13 protein-coding genes and 1 pseudogene are annotated in these 16899 nt (G+C 56.0%); 2 read left to right on the forward strand and 12 right to left on the reverse strand.

Annotated elements, in window-relative coordinates; translation table 11 throughout:
* Positions 1-492: 492 nt before the first annotated feature.
* The 3 genes from treC to treR all read right to left on the reverse strand — a co-directional run bounded on the left by treC (position 493) and on the right by treR (position 4804).
* Entirely contained in the window at positions 493-2136 is a 1644-nt protein-coding gene (treC, locus tag AOY23_RS01815; protein ID WP_054178146.1) for an alpha,alpha-phosphotrehalase, read from the reverse strand.
* A 45-nt stretch (positions 2137-2181) separates the two neighbouring features.
* Positions 2182-3600 carry a PTS trehalose transporter subunit IIBC gene (gene treB, locus AOY23_RS01820; protein WP_161804011.1) on the reverse strand — a complete coding sequence of 473 codons (1419 nt, stop codon included), beginning with the start codon at positions 3598-3600 and terminating at the stop codon, positions 2182-2184.
* Positions 3601-3730: 130 nt separating this feature from the next.
* On the reverse strand, positions 3731-4804 hold the full coding sequence (gene treR / locus AOY23_RS01825) for a trehalose operon repressor TreR (protein ID WP_321164308.1): 1074 nt from the start codon (positions 4802-4804) through the stop codon (positions 3731-3733).
* 265 nt (positions 4805-5069) lie between these two features.
* Here treR and mgtA point away from each other — a divergent pair, with 265 nt between their 5' ends.
* Entirely contained in the window at positions 5070-7778 is a 2709-nt protein-coding gene (mgtA, locus tag AOY23_RS01830) for a magnesium-translocating P-type ATPase (RefSeq protein ID WP_054178149.1), read from the forward strand.
* Positions 7779-7872: 94 nt separating this feature from the next.
* Positions 7873-8766 (forward strand): PHP domain-containing protein, encoded by an 894-nt coding sequence (locus tag AOY23_RS01835; RefSeq protein WP_054178150.1) that lies wholly within the window; start codon positions 7873-7875, stop codon positions 8764-8766.
* A gap of 60 nt (positions 8767-8826) precedes the next feature.
* Here AOY23_RS01835 and ridA read toward each other — a convergent pair whose 3' ends face one another.
* From ridA to arcA, 9 genes and pseudogenes are all read right to left on the reverse strand, one after another.
* Complete coding sequence (ridA, locus tag AOY23_RS01840; RefSeq protein ID WP_054178151.1) at positions 8827-9213, reverse strand: 2-iminobutanoate/2-iminopropanoate deaminase; 387 nt, start codon at positions 9211-9213, stop codon at positions 8827-8829.
* Between the two features lie 67 nt (positions 9214-9280).
* A complete protein-coding gene (pyrI, locus tag AOY23_RS01845) occupies positions 9281-9748 on the reverse strand; it encodes an aspartate carbamoyltransferase regulatory subunit (RefSeq protein ID WP_054178152.1) in 468 nt (155 codons plus the stop codon).
* 13 nt (positions 9749-9761) lie between these two features.
* Positions 9762-10697: an aspartate carbamoyltransferase gene (gene pyrB, locus AOY23_RS01850; protein ID WP_054178153.1), complete on the reverse strand. Its 936-nt coding sequence runs from the start codon at positions 10695-10697 to the stop codon at positions 9762-9764.
* 2 nt (positions 10698-10699) lie between these two features.
* Positions 10700-10836 (reverse strand): annotated as a pseudogene (gene pyrL, locus AOY23_RS21430) (pyr operon leader peptide).
* 99 nt (positions 10837-10935) lie between these two features.
* A complete protein-coding gene (locus AOY23_RS01855; RefSeq protein ID WP_407829998.1) occupies positions 10936-11415 on the reverse strand; it encodes an arginine repressor in 480 nt (159 codons plus the stop codon).
* A gap of 127 nt (positions 11416-11542) precedes the next feature.
* Positions 11543-13009, reverse strand: a complete 1467-nt coding sequence (locus AOY23_RS01860; protein ID WP_054178155.1) for a basic amino acid/polyamine antiporter — start codon at positions 13007-13009, stop codon at positions 11543-11545.
* Positions 13010-13077: 68 nt separating this feature from the next.
* Positions 13078-14082, reverse strand: a complete 1005-nt coding sequence (gene argF, locus AOY23_RS01865; protein ID WP_054178156.1) for an ornithine carbamoyltransferase — start codon at positions 14080-14082, stop codon at positions 13078-13080.
* 20 nt (positions 14083-14102) lie between these two features.
* Positions 14103-15038 (reverse strand): carbamate kinase, encoded by a 936-nt coding sequence (locus AOY23_RS01870; RefSeq protein WP_054178157.1) that lies wholly within the window; start codon positions 15036-15038, stop codon positions 14103-14105.
* Between the two features lie 10 nt (positions 15039-15048).
* The gene (gene arcA, locus AOY23_RS01875; protein ID WP_054178158.1) at positions 15049-16269 is read right to left on the reverse strand and encodes an arginine deiminase; all 1221 of its coding nucleotides are present in this window, start codon (positions 16267-16269) and stop codon (positions 15049-15051) included.
* Positions 16270-16899: the final 630 nt, after the last annotated feature.

Raw genomic sequence — 16899 nt, forward strand, 5'->3', positions numbered from 1 at the left:
TGCGGCAACCCACTCAAGCAGGCTGTCGTCGTCTTTCGTACACCGGGCGCTGAATTTTTCTTTATCGACCGCGTTGAGTGTGCTGCTGTCATCGCTGCAGTTAATGGTCTGCTGTTCGTTGCTGTTAATATCGTTCGTATCTGCCGCCCAGCTGTTGCCGCTCAGGGCCATGGCGATACATAACGACAGAATACTGCGTCTCTTANCCTTTCCGTATGGGATTATTTTGCTGGCGACAAAGGGTGTTTAATCCAGCGCGGCAATATTATTTTTGGAAAGGTCAGAAAAAGATATGGGGCGGGAACGTGTCCATTTTTGGTGGCTGAATAACTGGCTTAATTACAGTGTGTTACGTGGCATTATATTAATTAACACTTGCTTTCAGTGAAACTGAATAAATATTGCTTTCTTATTTTATTTATATATTTCATTCATGGCGTAAATATAAAAACGCCCACACATCGTGGGCGGGAAATAATATATTTGCTGTAATTATACTGATTGCAGCCACCAGACGGCTTCATACGGGCGAAGCGTCATATCGCCAGGTTTTCGCGCGGTTTCCGCATAGTTGCTGATAACGGTTTGCCATTCGCCGTTTGTCGTTTGTGGCGACCATGCCTGGAACAGGTTGCTCAGGTTGGCGACGACCATCAGCGTTTGCCCCTGCCACTGGCGGCGATAACACCACAGCGCCGGGTGATCCGGCAGGAGATCTTCATAATCTCCCCAGGTCAGGACAGGTTCACGCTTACGCAGGGCGATAAGCCGCTGATAGGTGTAAAACACCGAATCAGGATCGTGCAGCGCGGCGTCGACGTTGATCTCGCGGTAGTTGTCGCACAAGCCAATCCACGGCTCGCCGGTGGTGAAACCGCCGTGTGGCTGCGCGCTCCATTGCATCGGCGTGCGGCCATTGTCACGGGATTTACTGGCGAGGATCGCCAGCAGCTCGTCGCCATCACGCCCCTGAGCACCCAGTTCGGCGTACATGTTGTGGCTCTCCACATCGCGATAGTCGGTTATCTGGCGGAAGTGCGGGTTGGTCATGCCGATCTCTTCCCCCTGATAGATGTAGGGCGTGCCCTGCATGCCATGCAGCACCATCGCCAGCATTTTCGCCGAGGTGTCGCGCAGCGCGCCTTCGCTGCCAAACCGCGAGACGATGCGCGGCTGGTCGTGGTTACACCAGAACAGTGCGTTCCAGGCGACGTTATGCATACCCTGCTGCCAGTGGCGGAACAGCGCTTTCAGGGCGACGTAATCGGGTTTTGCCAGCGCCCATTTTTCGCCGCCGGGGTAATCCACTTTCAGATGGTGAAAGTTAAAGGTCATCGACAGCTCGCGCCCGTCGAGGGCAGCATATTGCTGGCAGTGCTCAAGCGATGTGGAGGACATTTCGCCCACCGTCATCAGGTAGCCAGGTGTGAAGACGTCGCGGCTCAGTTCCTGCAAAAACTCATGCGCCCGCGGGCCATCGGTGTAGAAACGGCGGCCATCGCCGCGGTCATCGTCCGGGAAGGTCTGGTCTTTGGATATCAGGTTAACGACGTCAAGACGCAGGCCATCCACGCCGCGATCCGCCCAGAACTCGCACACTTTTTTCAGTTCGGCGCGTACCGCCGGGTTTTCCCAGTTGAGATCCGCCTGCTCCGGCGCAAACAGATGCAGAAAATACTGCTTACTTTCCGGGTGCCACTGCCAGGCGTTACCGCCAAATTTCGACCGCCAGTTGTTGGGTTCATCACGCCAGATGTAGAACTCGCGGTACGGGCTGTCCGGGTTCAGAGATTCGCGAAACCACGGATGTTGCGTCGAGGTGTGGTTGAACACCATGTCGAGCACGATGCGAATGTTGCGCGCTTTGGCCTGCGCCACCAGTTCGTCAAAGTCGTCCAGCGTGCCGTAAGTGGGATCAATAGCGGTGTAGTTCGCCACGTCGTAGCCGTTATCCACCTGCGGCGAGACATAGAACGGCGTCAGCCAGATGGCGTCAATGCCGAGCGTCTGCAGGTAGTCCAGGCGCGCAGTGACCCCGCGTAAATCGCCGGTACCGCTGCCCGTCGTGTCCTGAAAGCTTTTGGGGTAAATCTGGTAGATAACGCCGTTCTGCCACCAGTGGGGAAGGGTATTCATTATGCATTCCTGCTAAAAAAGGGGGCGCCCCGCGCCCCAACACCATTACACAATTTGCAGCGAGCCCTGACGGAACTTACGCTGATAAATCACTGACGTGAGCACAATCGGAACCACCACCGCGATGGCCATCGCCAGCGCGTAAATCTGCCAGTACGCTGGCTGGATGGAGAGAATGCCCGGCAAACCGCCGACGCCAATACCGTTCGCCATGACGCCGTTGAGACCGCACAGCAAACCGGCCAGCCCGGAACCGACCATCGCGCACAGCATCGGGAAGCGGTATTTGAGGTTGATGCCGTACATCGCCGGTTCGGTCACGCCGAGAAAAGCGGAGATGGCGGCCGGGACGGAAATTTCACGTTCGTTGTGTTTGCGGCTGACGATAATAATGCCCACCACCGCTGCTGCCTGCGCGATGTTGGAGAGGGCAATCAGCGGCCACACCGGCGTACCGCCCATGCTCTGGATCATCTGCATATCAATCGCCAGCGTGGTCTGATGCACACCAGTGATCACCAGCGGCGCATACAGGAAACCAAACAGCGCGGCGCCAATCGGGGCGAAGCTGCCGGTCATCAGGTGGCGCACCGCGAAGGCCACGCCGTCGCCAATCAGACGGCCGAACGGGCCGATCAGCGCATGGGCGAGGAACACGGCGAGGATCAACGAGCACACCGGCACGACGACCAGATAAAGATAGTCAGGCACGATCCGCTTCATCCGCGTTTCGATAAAACCAAGCGCCAGACCCGCCAGCAGCGCCGGGATCACCTGCGCCTGATAGCCCACTTTGGCGATGGTGAACAGGCCAAAATTCCACACTTCCGGCGTCTGTTGACCCAGCAGGTAAGCGTTCATCAGCTGTGGCGACACCAGCGTAACGCCCAGCACGATGCCGAGGATCGGTGTGCCGCCCATTTTTCTCACTGCAGACCAGCAGATGCCGACCGGCAGATAGAAGAAGATCGCCTCGCCGATCAGCCACAGGAAGTCGTAGATCGTTTTCAGCGCCGGGAACATTTGCGCCAGGGTCTGGCCGTTGCTCATCGGCACATCGCCGATCACGTTACGGAAACCGAGGATCAGACCACCGCTGATGAGGGCAGGCAGCAGCGGAAAGAAGATCTCGGCGAAATGCGAAATCAGCTGTTCGTGCCATTTCATGTTCTGGCGCGCGGCTTTTTTCGCTTGTTCTTTGTCGGCTGCCGCCTGGCCGGTGGTGGCCAGCAGTGCCTGATAGTAGTCGCCGACATTGGTGCCGATGACCACCTGGAACTGCCCGGCGTTGGTAAAGCAGCCTTTGACCATCGGTAATGCTTCGATGGCTTTCGGGTTGGCTTTCGCGGGCGAGTTCAGGACGAAGCGCAAACGGGTAATACAGTGGCTGACGGTGGCGATGTTCTCGCGCCCGCCCACCAGATCGATCAGATTGTCGATGTCCTGCTGATTGACTTTGCTCATCATGAAGCCTCATGGCAGATGAAGGATGTTGCGTAATGACCTGATGAGCATCCTGAACCTTTCCTCAAATTCGGTAAATGGGAACGTTCCCGAAACGCAGCCAAGATCACACAAATTGTGCCGCAGGGGGTTAAGCGAGTCGGGCGGGGATCACTATCTGACGCGGTTCGGCGCGGCCGTTGATCTGCTCGATCAACTGTTGTGCCGCGCGGCTTCCCGCCTCGGCGTAGCCGGGATCGACGGTGATAATTTCCGGGTGGAGAAACTTCATCAGCGGCGTGTTGCCGACGCTCGCCAGCTGGATGCTGTCGATACGTTGTTCCTGCAAATATTTGCTGGCGCCAATGGCGAGGGTGTCGGTGGCGCAGAGCAGCGCGGTGGTGTCGGTGTTCATGACTTTCGCGACGTTGTCATAACCCTGTTTCATCGCCAGACCGGGCAGCGCGGCGACCGGGTTGATTTTGCTTTTTTTGCAGAAAGCGAGGTAGGCATCATGACGGCGTTTGCCGGTGGTGACGTCGCTGTGCGGTACGCCGAGGAAACTGATATGACGGTGCCCCTGATCGTACAGGCGCTGCATCAGGATATTAATGGCGCCTTCGTCGTCATAACAGACCGAGGCAAACCCGCTGGCGTCCCGCGCCAACAGCACTAACGTTGACTGCCACGGCTCGAGCATCGCCTCGGTGATGCCGGTAAAACCAAACAGCACCACGCCGTCGATGTTACGGCGACTCAGCATGCCTAAATGTTCTTCCACCAGCGCCGGGGAAAACTGGCTCTCAATCATGATTGGATCGTAACCGCGTTCGTAGAAGGCAGGCAGCATCGTTTGTACGGCGAGGTTTTCGGAGAGGGAATCGAGACGGGTGACGATAATGGCGACCACTTTATCACTCTGCCCGCGCATGGCGCGCGCCGAGCGGGAAGGGGAGAAACCGTGCTGAAGCATGACCGCTTCAATCCGTTCCCGGGTGCGTTCGCTCACGCCGCTTTCATTGTTCAGCACGCGGGAGACGGTGGATTTGCCCACCCCGCTTAAACGAGCGATGTCTTTGATGGTCAGCCGGTTTTGCATCCTCAGTTCCCGTAATAAGCCAGTGCCGCAGAATAAACAGAGACTACTGTGATTCAACCAAATCGCAATGGGCAAAGTCTGGTTGATGCCCGGTTTAGTTGCGCGGTCGTATGATAACGCCATCATCGCACAAGCTTCATCGTTTATCTGGCTGACTTGCGCGGTATCTCTTCTTTCACTTACCGGAGGCTGTATGGATCCCGATCCCACTCCCCGCCATCGACGGGGGTTTTTTACGTTCCGGTAAGGCTGTGATTGCTGTCTTACCGGCGCGGTGAGGCAGTGACGTCGTTGATGTCCCTGTAGTCAATTTTGTGCCTTTCAGGTACGGCCTGGTGCCGCCTGAAAACCATGCTGCGCCCGTCTGTGATGGGCGTGGAGGGACTTTTTTATGTGGAAAAATATTACCCGGCAGCTGTTTGCACAGCTCAGCCGCCGTTTGCCGCGTCGTCTCGTTCAACGCGACCCGATGCCCGCAGGGAAAGCGCTCGCCAGCGGTCCGATCCCGGACTCGCTTGCCCGCCATTGCCTGAACATCGCCGCGATGGATGAAAACGAAATCTGGCGCGCTTTCAACAGCCACCCGGAAGGGCTGAACGCGATGGAGGTTGAGGATCAGCGCGAGCAGTACGGCGATAACACCATTCCGGCGCAGAAACCGGCGCCGTGGTGGGTGCATCTGTGGTTGTGCTATCGCAACCCGTTTAATTTGCTGCTGACGGCGCTGGGGATCATCTCCTATTCCACCGAAGATCTGTTTGCGGCGACGGTGATCGCCCTGATGGTGGCCATTTCCACGCTGCTGAACTTTATCCAGGAGGCGCGATCCACCCGGGCGGCAGATGCGCTGAAGGCGATGGTCAGCAATACCGCCACGGTACTGCGGGTGATTAACGATCAGGGTGAAAGCCGCTGGTGCGAAATCCCGCTCGATCAACTGGTACCCGGCGATGTGGTGAAGCTGTCGGCAGGCGACATGATCCCGGCTGATCTGCGCGTATTTCAGGCCCGAGATCTGTTCGTCGCCCAGGCGTCGCTGACCGGCGAATCGATCCCGGTTGAGAAGGTCGTCCGCAGCCGTGTCCCGCAGCAAAGCAACCCGCTTGAGTGCGACACCCTGTGTTTTATGGGTACTAACGTGGTCAGCGGCACGGCGCAGGCTGTCGTGTTCGCCACTGGCGGAAAGACCTGGTTCGGGCAACTGGCCGGGCGCGTCAGCGAGCAGGAAAGCGAGCCGAACGCGTTCCAGAAAGGCATCAGCCGCGTCAGCATGCTGCTCATCCGTTTTATGCTGGTGATGACACCAGTGGTGTTGCTGATTAACGGCTATACCAAAGGCGACTGGTGGGAAGCGGCGCTGTTTGCGCTTTCCGTGGCAGTGGGGCTGACGCCGGAAATGCTGCCGATGATCGTCACTTCCACGCTGGCGCGCGGCGCGGTGAAACTGTCGAAACAAAAGGTGATCGTCAAACATCTTGATGCGATCCAGAATTTCGGCGCGATGGACATCCTCTGTACTGACAAAACCGGCACCCTGACGCAGGATAAAATCGTGCTGGAAAACCACACCGATGTGTCCGGTAAAGTCAGCGAGCGCGTGCTGCACTGCGCCTGGCTCAACAGCCATTATCAGACCGGGCTGAAAAACCTGCTCGATACCGCGGTGCTGGATGGCGTCGGGCAGGATGCCGCGCGCGGTCTGGCGGAACGCTGGCAGAAAGTGGATGAGATCCCGTTTGATTTTGAGCGTCGCCGCATGTCGGTGGTGGTCGCCGAGCAGGAACACGTTCATCAGTTGATCTGCAAAGGTGCGTTGCAGGAGATCCTCCGCGTTTCCACGCAGGTGCGCTACAACGACGAGATCGTGCCGCTGGACGACACTATGCTGCGCCGTATTACGCGGGTGACCGACACGCTCAATCGTCAGGGGCTGCGTGTGGTGGCGGTTGCCAGTAAAGTGCTGCCGGCGCGGGAAGGGGATTACCAGCGCATTGATGAATCTGACTTGATCCTCGAAGGGTATATCGCGTTTCTTGATCCACCAAAAGAGAGTACAGCCCCGGCGCTGAACGCACTGAAGGCCAGCGGGATCTCCGTCAAAATCCTTACCGGCGACAGCGAGCTGGTGGCGGCGAAAGTGTGCCATGACGTCGGGCTTGATCCTGGCGAGGTGGTGATCGGTAGCGACATCGAGCGTCTTGGCGACGATGACCTGGCGCAGCTTGCCCGTCACACGACGCTGTTCGCCCGCCTGACGCCGATGCACAAAGAGCGCATCGTGACGTTGCTGAAGCGCGAAGGGCATGTGGTCGGCTTTATGGGCGACGGCATTAATGATGCACCCGCGCTGCGTGCGGCGGACATTGGTATTTCGGTGGATGGCGCGGTGGATATCGCCCGTGAAGCCGCGGATATCATCCTGCTGGAAAAGAGCCTGATGGTGCTGGAAGCCGGGGTGATCGAAGGGCGTCGTACCTTCGCCAACATGCTGAAATACATCAAAATGACCGCCAGTTCGAATTTCGGTAACGTCTTCAGTGTGCTGGTCGCCAGCGCATTCCTGCCGTTTCTGCCGATGCTACCGCTGCACCTGTTGATTCAGAATCTGCTGTACGACGTGTCGCAGGTGGCGATCCCGTTCGACAACGTCGACGACGAACAGATCCAGAAACCGCAGCGCTGGAACCCGCGCGATCTGGGGCGCTTTATGTTGTTCTTCGGGCCGATCAGCTCGATCTTCGATATTCTGACGTTCTGCCTGATGTGGTTTGTATTCCACGCCACCACGCCGGAACACCAGACCCTGTTCCAGTCCGGCTGGTTCGTGGTCGGGCTGCTGTCGCAGACGCTGATTGTGCATATGATCCGCACGCGTCGTATTCCGTTCATCCAGAGCCGCGCCGCGTGGCCGCTGTTGGCGATGACGCTGGTGGTGATGGTTGCGGGCATTGCGCTGCCGTTCTCGCCGCTGGCGGAGTATGTGCAGTTGCGGGCGCTGCCGCTGAGCTATTTCCCGTGGCTGGTGGCGATTCTGGCGGGGTATATGACGCTCACCCAATTGGTGAAAGGGTTTTACAGCCGTCGTTATGGCTGGCAGTAAATCGCAACAGGTTATTATTCGAGCGCAAATTTTCCTGTTACGCCGTCCGGTATAGTGCCTGTCAGTACATGATTATCAGCTTAAGGAGAAGGTGATGAAACGTATCGATTTACATACCCATTCGGCGTACAGCGACGATGCCGATTTCGCCGTCAGCGATTTATTAACGATGGCGAAAGCGGCAGATCTCGCGGTGCTGGCGATCACTGACCACAACTCCGCGCGATCGGTGGAAGAGGCCATTCCGGAAGGCAAAACGCAGGGCGTCAGTGTGATGACGGGGATCGAAATTGATTGTTCATTTGCCGGTAATAATTACCACTTGTTGGGCTATGGTTTTCGGCGCAACAGCCGGGATTTTGACGCCGTTGAACAGAACTTCCATCAACTTGAACGCGCGGCAACGCCGCTGAAACTCAGCAAACTGCGGGCGCTCGGGTTTCATTTCGACGAAGAGCGTCTGTATGCGATGGCGGGCGACCGCATCCCACAGGAAGAGGAGATGGCGGAGCTGATTTTAGAAGACGCCCGTAACGCAAACCATGATCTGCTGTTGCCTTACCGGGCCGGGAACGCGCGCAGCGATATGCCGCTGATTAACTTTTTCTGGGATTTTTTCGGCAGAGGCAAACCCTGCCATGTGACGGTTGAACTCCCACCAATGGCAGAAATGGCGGCATTGATTATCGACAACGGTGGCATTCCGGTGATTGCGCATATCGGCGCTAATGTGAAGGAAAAACATCTCTCAGTGATTGAGCAGATGCTGCCGCTCGGTGTGCAGGGGGTGGAGGTGTTCTCCAGCTATCATGACGAGGCGCTTCGCCACGCGCTTTATCAGTACACGCTGGATAACTCGCTGCTGGCGACCTGTGGCAGCGACTTCCACGGCAAAAACAAACCCAACATCGCGCTGGGCAGCAGCCAGCCGTGGCCGTACGCGGCGCCGTATACGCAGGAAATCCTCGAACGCGTGACGCTCTATTAATCTTCTCTGAACCCGGTGCGGTGAAAACACTAGCCGGGTCTTCGTGACCCGGCACCGCGATTAGCGACGAACTGCGATAGCTTCGATTTCGATCTTCACATCTTTCGGCAGACGCGCGACTTCAACGCAGGAGCGCGCCGGGAACGTGGCGTTGTGCTCGGTGAAGAAGGCTTCATACGTGGCGTTAACGGTCGCGAAATCATTCAGATCTTTAACGAAAACCGTGGTTTTCACGATATCGCCCACTTTCAGACCAGCTGCTTCAACGATCGCTTTCACGTTTTCCAGTGACTGACGCGCCTGGGCGGCAACCGCGTCCGGCACGCTGCCGGTTTTCGGATCCACCGGGATCTGACCGGAAGTGATGATCATGCTGCCAAGATCAACGCCCTGAACATACGGGCCGATAGCTGCGGGTGCATTTTCCGTCGCAATAGTTTTGCTCATGTTATCTCCTGAATACAGCGCTAATTAGGGTCCTGGTCATTATAAGGACCAGGCCCGTCATTACCAGTCAGAAATCGTTAGCCAGTACGACATGATGAGAGAATTCTTTCTCACAATATTTGCATTTCAGGGCGATATCGCTGTCGCGTTTTTTCACCGCAAAGCTGGAGCAGACCGGCTCTGCGTGGCTGATGCAGTTGCTGTTCGGGCACACCAGCACGGTGTCGATGCGATCCGGCAGGCTCGGGTGTGATTTACCGACCACTTCATAATTGTCGATACGGTTGACGGTGGCCTGCGGTGCGTACAGCGCCAGCTGGTTCACCTGATCGTCGGTCAGAAATGTATTTTCAATTTTAATCAAATCTTTGCGCCCCATCTCGCCGGACGGCAGGTTCAGGCCGATGGTGATGCGCTGGTCGGTTTTGGTCAGTTTGAACAGCGTCAGCAACTGAAAGCCGATCTGCGCAGGGATGTGGTCAATTACGGTACCGCATTTGATGGCTTCAACCTGAAGTTTGTTATCGTGTGTCATTGTCGTTTCCCCCTTACAGAACCAGATCGCTATTCAGTACCAGTGCCAGTAACGCCTGACGCGCGAAAATCCCGTTGCCTGCCTGCTGGAAGTACCAGGCGTGCGGCGTCTTGTCGACATCAGTGGCGATTTCATCAACGCGCGGCAGCGGGTGCAGCACTTTCATATTGCTGCGCGCAGTCTCCAGATCGCTGGCGCGTAGCACAAACTGCGCTTTGACGTTGGCGTATTCCGACGGATCGAGACGCTCTTTCTGCACGCGGGTCATGTACAGAATGTCCACGTCGGCCAGCACTTCGTCGATGGCGCTGTGCAGGCTCCAGGCAATGCCTTTTTCGTCCAGCATGTCGAGGATGTACTGCGGCATCGCCAGCGCATCCGGGGCGATAAAGTAAAAACGGTTGCCGTTGAATTTCGCCAGCGCCTGGGTCAGCGAGTGCACGGTACGGCCATATTTCAGATCGCCGACCATCGCCACGTTGAGGTTTTCCAGTCGGCCCTGGGTTTCCTGAATGGTGAACAGATCCAGCAGCGTCTGCGTCGGGTGCTGGTTGGAGCCGTCACCGGCATTCAGTACCGGCACGTTACCGGAAAATTCGGTCGCCAGACGCGCCGCACCTTCCTGCGGGTGACGCATCACGATGGCGTCAACGTAGGTGCTGATGACCGAAATGGTGTCGGCGAGGGTTTCCCCTTTCTTGCCCAGCGACGTGTTGGCGCTGTCGGAGAAACCAACCACGCTGGAGCCGAGGCGATGCATCGCAGTTTCAAACGACAGGCGGGTGCGCGTCGAAGCCTCGAAGAAGCAGCTGGCAATTACTTTATGCTTCAACAGCTCCGGCTGCGGGTTTGCTTTCAGTTTCGCCGCGGTCGCCAGCACCAGTTCAAGGTCCTCGCGACTAAGATCGTTTATGGAAATGATATGTTTTTGATATAGCGGGTTAGCCATGTTTATCTCCTGATCGCTGGGCAAAAAAAAGCCCCTTGAATAAGGGGCTTTGAGAATGAATGATCAACGGGAAGAAAAACGGCAGGCCTGCGCCCTTTTTCAGACGCGGTAAGACAGTATGTCGTACACTCTGGACCATGCTTCCCCCCGGCAAATTGTCCGGCATTATACGCAGCTGCATTTTCGGATCAAGCGATTAATGCACAAATTTGCGAAGGTAAACGGTTATCTCTGCATATCAATTCATCATAAGTAAATAATTAATCTGTTTGTGTACCAGCGGCGTGCGTTTAACATCACGCGGGGCAACCCAGACAATGCTGCTACCCGCCACCACGCCGAGGATTTCAGGCAAGGCGTGATAATCGAGAATTCGCGCCACCGCCCGCCCGTATCCCGCCGCGGTGTAGATAAGGATAAATTCGCTATTGTGCTCAACGCTCACCACCATTTCGGCAATCGAGCGCGCCGCGTTGGGCGCAGGCCGTAACTGCGGATTCACAGAATAAATTTTTTGTCCTTTAGCATTTCTTATTTTTATGACGCCAAGCAATTTCAGCAGGCGGGACACCGTTGACTGGCTGATGCTGTCAAAGCCGTGGCGCTGCAGATCGCGGCGAAGCTCTTCCTGGGATAAATAACTTTTTTCACCTATCAGGCGCTGACAAACGGCAAGCTGAAGCTGCTCTTTATCACTGGTGGGTTGGTCAAATTTCATCATCGGATTTCAGTTTCCATGTTGATAAAACGAACGTTTTTGAACAATCAATAACTTACGTGCCGATTTTATTGGTTATTTATTGTTTACCCAGATAAATCGCCCCACCCGGGGCGTGGTTATTCCATCATGTGATAGACATGGTGCCCGCCGCAATCTGCATCAGCGTGTAACCTGCCACGATCACCAGCAGCACCAGAACGCCCCACTCCAGCGAATTAAAGCAGCGTTGCTGGCTGACTTTTTTCTTCCAGATATAAACCGCCGCGCCCGGAATGAACAACAGCGAGCTGAGCAACATGGAATCGCCCGCGGCATAACAGAGCCAGAAACCATACACGGTGGCGATGACGCTAATAATGCCATCGCGCAGGGTTTTCTCCTCCGTCTGATAGTGTTCCCGCGTCATCACCAGTTTCAGGCCGTATGCCGCACTGAACAGGTAGGGCGGCAGAATAGCCGCTGTCGCAATGGAGAACAGCACCTGATAACCCGCCTGGTAAAACAGCGCCAGCAGCAGGAAAAGTTGCACCAGACCGTTGGTGATCCACAGGGAAACCGACGGAGAATTGCGGCTGTTTTCACGGGCGAACACCGACGGGAAAACACCATCCTGTGCGGCGACTCTCGGCAGTTCGGCGGCGAACAGCGTCCACGCCAGCAACGCCCCGGCAACCGAGAAAATCACGCCGCCTGCAACGAATTTCGCGCCCCACGGCCCGACGACGCTTTCCAGCACCCCGGCCATTGACGGATTTTTTAAGCCTGCCAGCGTCGCCTGGTCAAGAATCCCCATCGACAGCACGCTGACCAGCACATAAATAGCCAGTGCCCCCAGCAGGCCGACAACCGTCGCCTTACCGATATCACTGCGCCTTGCTGCGCGTGCGGAAACCACGGTTGCCCCTTCGATACCGATGAACACCCAGGTGGTAACCAGCATGGTGTTTTTCACCTGACTGAACAGCTCAGGCGCGGTGCCATGGACGCGCATCATGCGACCCCAGAAATCGGCGGTCAGCACGCCCAGACGGAAAGCGATCAGCACGGCGATGATGAAAATGATCAGCACCAGTACTTTCACCACAGTGAGAATAGTGTTGATCCACGCGGCTTCCCTGACACCACGCAGCACCAGCGTGTGGACCAGCCACAGCACGACTGACGCGCCGATGATTGACACCAGGTTGTTGCCATCGCCAAAAACGGGGATGAAAAAGCTCACGGCGCTGAACAGCAGCACGGCGTAAGAGACGTTACCGAGCCAGGCCGAAAACCAGTAACCCCATGCGGCCTGAAAGCCGATGAAATCGCCAAATCCGGCTCTGGCATAGCTGTAGATACCGCCGTCAAGATGCGGGCAGCGGGCACTCAGGTTCTGATAAATAAACGCCAGGCACAGCATGCCGACGCCGGTGATCACCCAGCCAATCATCAGCGCGCCGGGTGAGGCGACAGAGGCAAAGTTCTGCGGCAGGCTGAACACGCCGCCGCCAATCATCGATCCCACGACCAGTGCCACCAGCGCGCTCAGCCCGAGCTTTTTCTCGCCGCTACTGACGGCTGTTGCGTCGTCCTTCGTTAAATCAGTCATCGTATTATCCTCCTGTCTGGTTGCGCAGAGGGAAGGACGCCGCACCGGGCGGCATCCCTTCTCAGGCATTACTCGCCAAGCGTGGCAACCATGACGGCTTTAATGGTATGCATGCGGTTTTCCGCTTCATCGAACACAATGGAGTGCGCCGACTCGAACACCTCTTCGGTGACTTCCAGTCCGGCCAGGCCATACGCAATTTCGATTTCGCGACCCATAGTGGTCTGCGCGTTGTGGAACGCGGGCAGACAGTGCATAAACTTGACGTTCGGATTTCCCGTCGCGGCGATGACGCTCGGGTTGATTTGATAGGGGGTCATCAGGCTGACACGTTCGGCCCAGGCCTCCTTCGGTTCGCCCATCGACACCCAGACATCGGTGTAGAGGAAATCCACGCCATGAACGCCTTCTTCAACGTCTTCCGTTAACAGAATGCGTGCGCCGGTCTCTTCACCAATGGCGACACACTGTTTCACCAGCGCTTCGTCCGGCCAGAATGCGCGCGGCGCCACGAGGCGAATGTCCATTCCCATTTTTGCCGCGCCGACCATCAGCGAGTTGCCCATGTTGTTGCGGGCATCGCCCAGGTAGGCAAAGCTGAGCTCTGGCAGCGTTTTGCCCGGCGCGTGTTCCAGCATGGTCATCAGGTCTGCGAGGATCTGGGTCGGGTGGAATTCATCGGTCAGCCCGTTCCAGACCGGCACCCCGGCAAACGCACCCAGCTCTTCGACGATCGACTGGCCATAACCGCGATATTCAATGCCGTCATACATGCGGCCCAGCACGCGCGCGGTGTCTTTCATCGACTCTTTGTGGCCGATTTGCGATCCGCTTGGGCCGAGGTAAGTCACCTGTGCGCCCTGGTCGAACGCCCCGACTTCAAACGCACAGCGGGTACGGGTGGAGGTTTTTTCAAAGATCAGCGCGATGTTTTTGCCCACCAGCGTTTTCTTTTCGCGTCCCGCTTTTTTCGCCGCTTTCAGTTCCATCGCCAGATCGATCAGGTACTGAATTTCGGCAGGTTTGTAGTCCAGCAGTTTCAGAAAATTGCGGTTTTTCAAATTGATAGTCATGAATAAATCCTTTGTATTTCTCAGCAAACCGGCAGCACCGGGGCGTGTTCATTACGAATTAGCGTGCCTTTTTCGCCCGCCAGAATGTCCTGTCCATCGGCCAGCGAGCCGATACCGGCAATGCCGTTGCACTGCACAACGAAATGGCGACAGGCGGCGACCTTCGGCCCCATCGAACCGGCATCAAACGACAGCGTGCTCAGGAGCTCCGGGGTGACCTGCGTCAGCGGGCGTTGGGTGGGTTTGCCCCAGTCGAGATAAACGGCGTCGGCATCGGTGAGGATCAACAACGCGTCGGCATTGAGCTGGCGCGCCAGCAGTGCCGCGGACAGGTCTTTGTCGATCACCGCTTCAATGCCGCGGTAGCCATCGGCCTGTTCCACCACCGGCACACCGCCGCCGCCGTTGCAGATGACCAGATGGTCACGGGCGATCAGTGCGCTGATAGCGTCGCGTTCGACGATGCGCTGCGGTTGTGGTGACGGCACCACGCGGCGGAAGTACGGCCCGTCGGCCTTAAACACCCAGCCTTTTTCCGCTTTCAGGGCGTCGGCCTGCTCACGGTCGTAAACCGGGCCGATGTATTTGGTGGGGTTGCTGAACGCGGGATCGTTGGCATCCACTTCCACCTGGGTCAGCAGCACGCTGATTTCGCGCTGCGGCAGCTGATTTTTCAGCGCCTGTTGCAGCATGTAGCCAATCATTCCCTGACTTTCCGCACCAAGAATGTCGAGCGGATAGGGCGTGACCTTTTCGTAAGCGCTGTTCTGCAACGCCAGCAGGCCAACCTGCGGGCCGTTGCCGTGTACCAGCACGACGCGCCAGTTCTGCGTCAGCCGGGCGATAATTTTTGCGGCAAGTTCGATGTTCTTGCGCTGGATGTCAGCTTCGAGCGGTTCGCCGCGTTTCAGCAGCGCGTTGCCGCCCAGGGCGACGACCAGTGTGGGTTTCGTCATGCTCATCTCCTTAAATTCCGTCGCGTTCCAGCGGGCAACTCATGCAGCGTGCGCCGCCGCGTCCGCGTCCCAGTTCGTCACCCGGAATGGGCAGGACGGTGATCCCGGCTTTGTCGTATTTCTCGTTGGTCCAGATGTTGCGCTCGTAACCGATGACCACGCCGGGGCGGATCGTCAGTACGTTGTTGGCATCGTTCCATTGCTCACGCTCGGCTTCGAAAGCGTCGCCGCCGGTGGTGATGAGATTGACCTGGGTGATCCCCAGCGCTTTTTCGATGGCATGCAGCAGATCGCGCTCCTGCAGGCGTTTGATGCCGCCGCGACCGTCCGGCGTCAGCGTCCAGCACTGCACGTCCTTGCGCACCACTTCCGGGTAGACTGAGAAGGTATCGACGTCGATGTGGGTCATGACGGTATCGAGGTGCATACAGGAGCGGTGTTTCGGCAGTTCAACTGCAATCACCCGTTCCGCCTGGCGGTGTTTAAACAGGGCACTGGCCAGAAATTCAACCCCTTGCGGCGTGGTGCGCTCAGACATACCGATTAATACCGCGCCGCGACCGATCACCAGTACGTCGCCGCCTTCTAATGTGGCGTGATCGTAATTAATGTTTTCGTCGCCAAAATATTTAATAAAATCACCATTGGCGAATTTCGGGTGCCAGCGATAAAGCGCGCGCAGATTATTTGTTTCGCGCTGACGGGCTGCTTTAGCCATCGGGTTAATTGACACGCCGTTATAGATCCAGCATGACGTATCGCGGGTAAATAAATGATTGGGTAATGGCTTCATAATAAAGTCATTGATATCATGCGTATCCACGATCATATTTTTGATGCTGGCGGGAATTTCCCCGTAGGTGACGCCGCCGCTTAAATGGCGCGCCAGTTCGCGATGCGGTAAATCCGCCAGCCAGCCACGCACATCGGCGGCAAAGGTTGGCCCGAGGCGGTAGTCGGAAACCTGCGTATCCAGCAGCCAGCCCTTGGCATCCGGGATGTCCAGCGTTTCGGTCAGCAGGTCGGTAAGCAGCAAAACTTCCACGCCCTGCTGGCGCAATGTATTGGCGAAAACGTCGTGTTCTTCCCCGGCGCGCTCGACTGAAAGCACATCATCAAACAGCAATTCCTGGCAATTTGACGGTGTCAGTCGTTTTAAACTTAAATTAGGGCGATGTAACATCACGCTGCGCAACTGGCCTACTTCGGAACCGACATAATGCTTTTCCATAATTATTCCTTTAACTTTTTTAGAATAAAAAGGGTGGCTGCGAAATTTAATTCGTAGTCGTTTGGGTGAATGATTTCGCGGCTAATAGTCGATGCTTTTCTGGCAGTAAAATGTGACAGTTCTCACAGCGGTTTCGAGAAAATAAAACAAATTATGATTATATGATAAAGGTCAGAGATTATTTATTTTGCTGTCATTCTTAAATGAATGAGTAAGCAGAAGGGCAGGTTGTTATTTTTAGTTGTTAATAGTGTGTAGATAATTTCAATAAATACTGATTTCTGTAACTTATTGATTAATAAGTTATTGATATTTTATCTGGTATGGTTATGCATAATTATCACTTTATTATTTCGCGGGTAAGAATTTTCTCGAAATAATTATTGAATGGGCACGCATTTCAGACGGATGATTAAATTGTGAGCGAGCGCGGAGTATTTGCTTTACTCGTGAGCATTCAGGCGGTTAGGCAGGGCTTTTCAGACAAGAAGTCAGCGGTTATGCATATTTACTGCATAAGATGCGGCAGCGAGTTAACCGTTAATTAACACCTTCAGCGATAAACATGCGCTGGCGCAAAAGTGTGACACAAAGCGGTGGTATGGCAGCAGCGTCTTGCGTATAACAGTG

The organism is Trabulsiella odontotermitis (genome assembly GCF_001297775.1).
GTDB classification, from domain to species: Bacteria; Pseudomonadota; Gammaproteobacteria; order Enterobacterales; family Enterobacteriaceae; genus Trabulsiella; species Trabulsiella odontotermitis.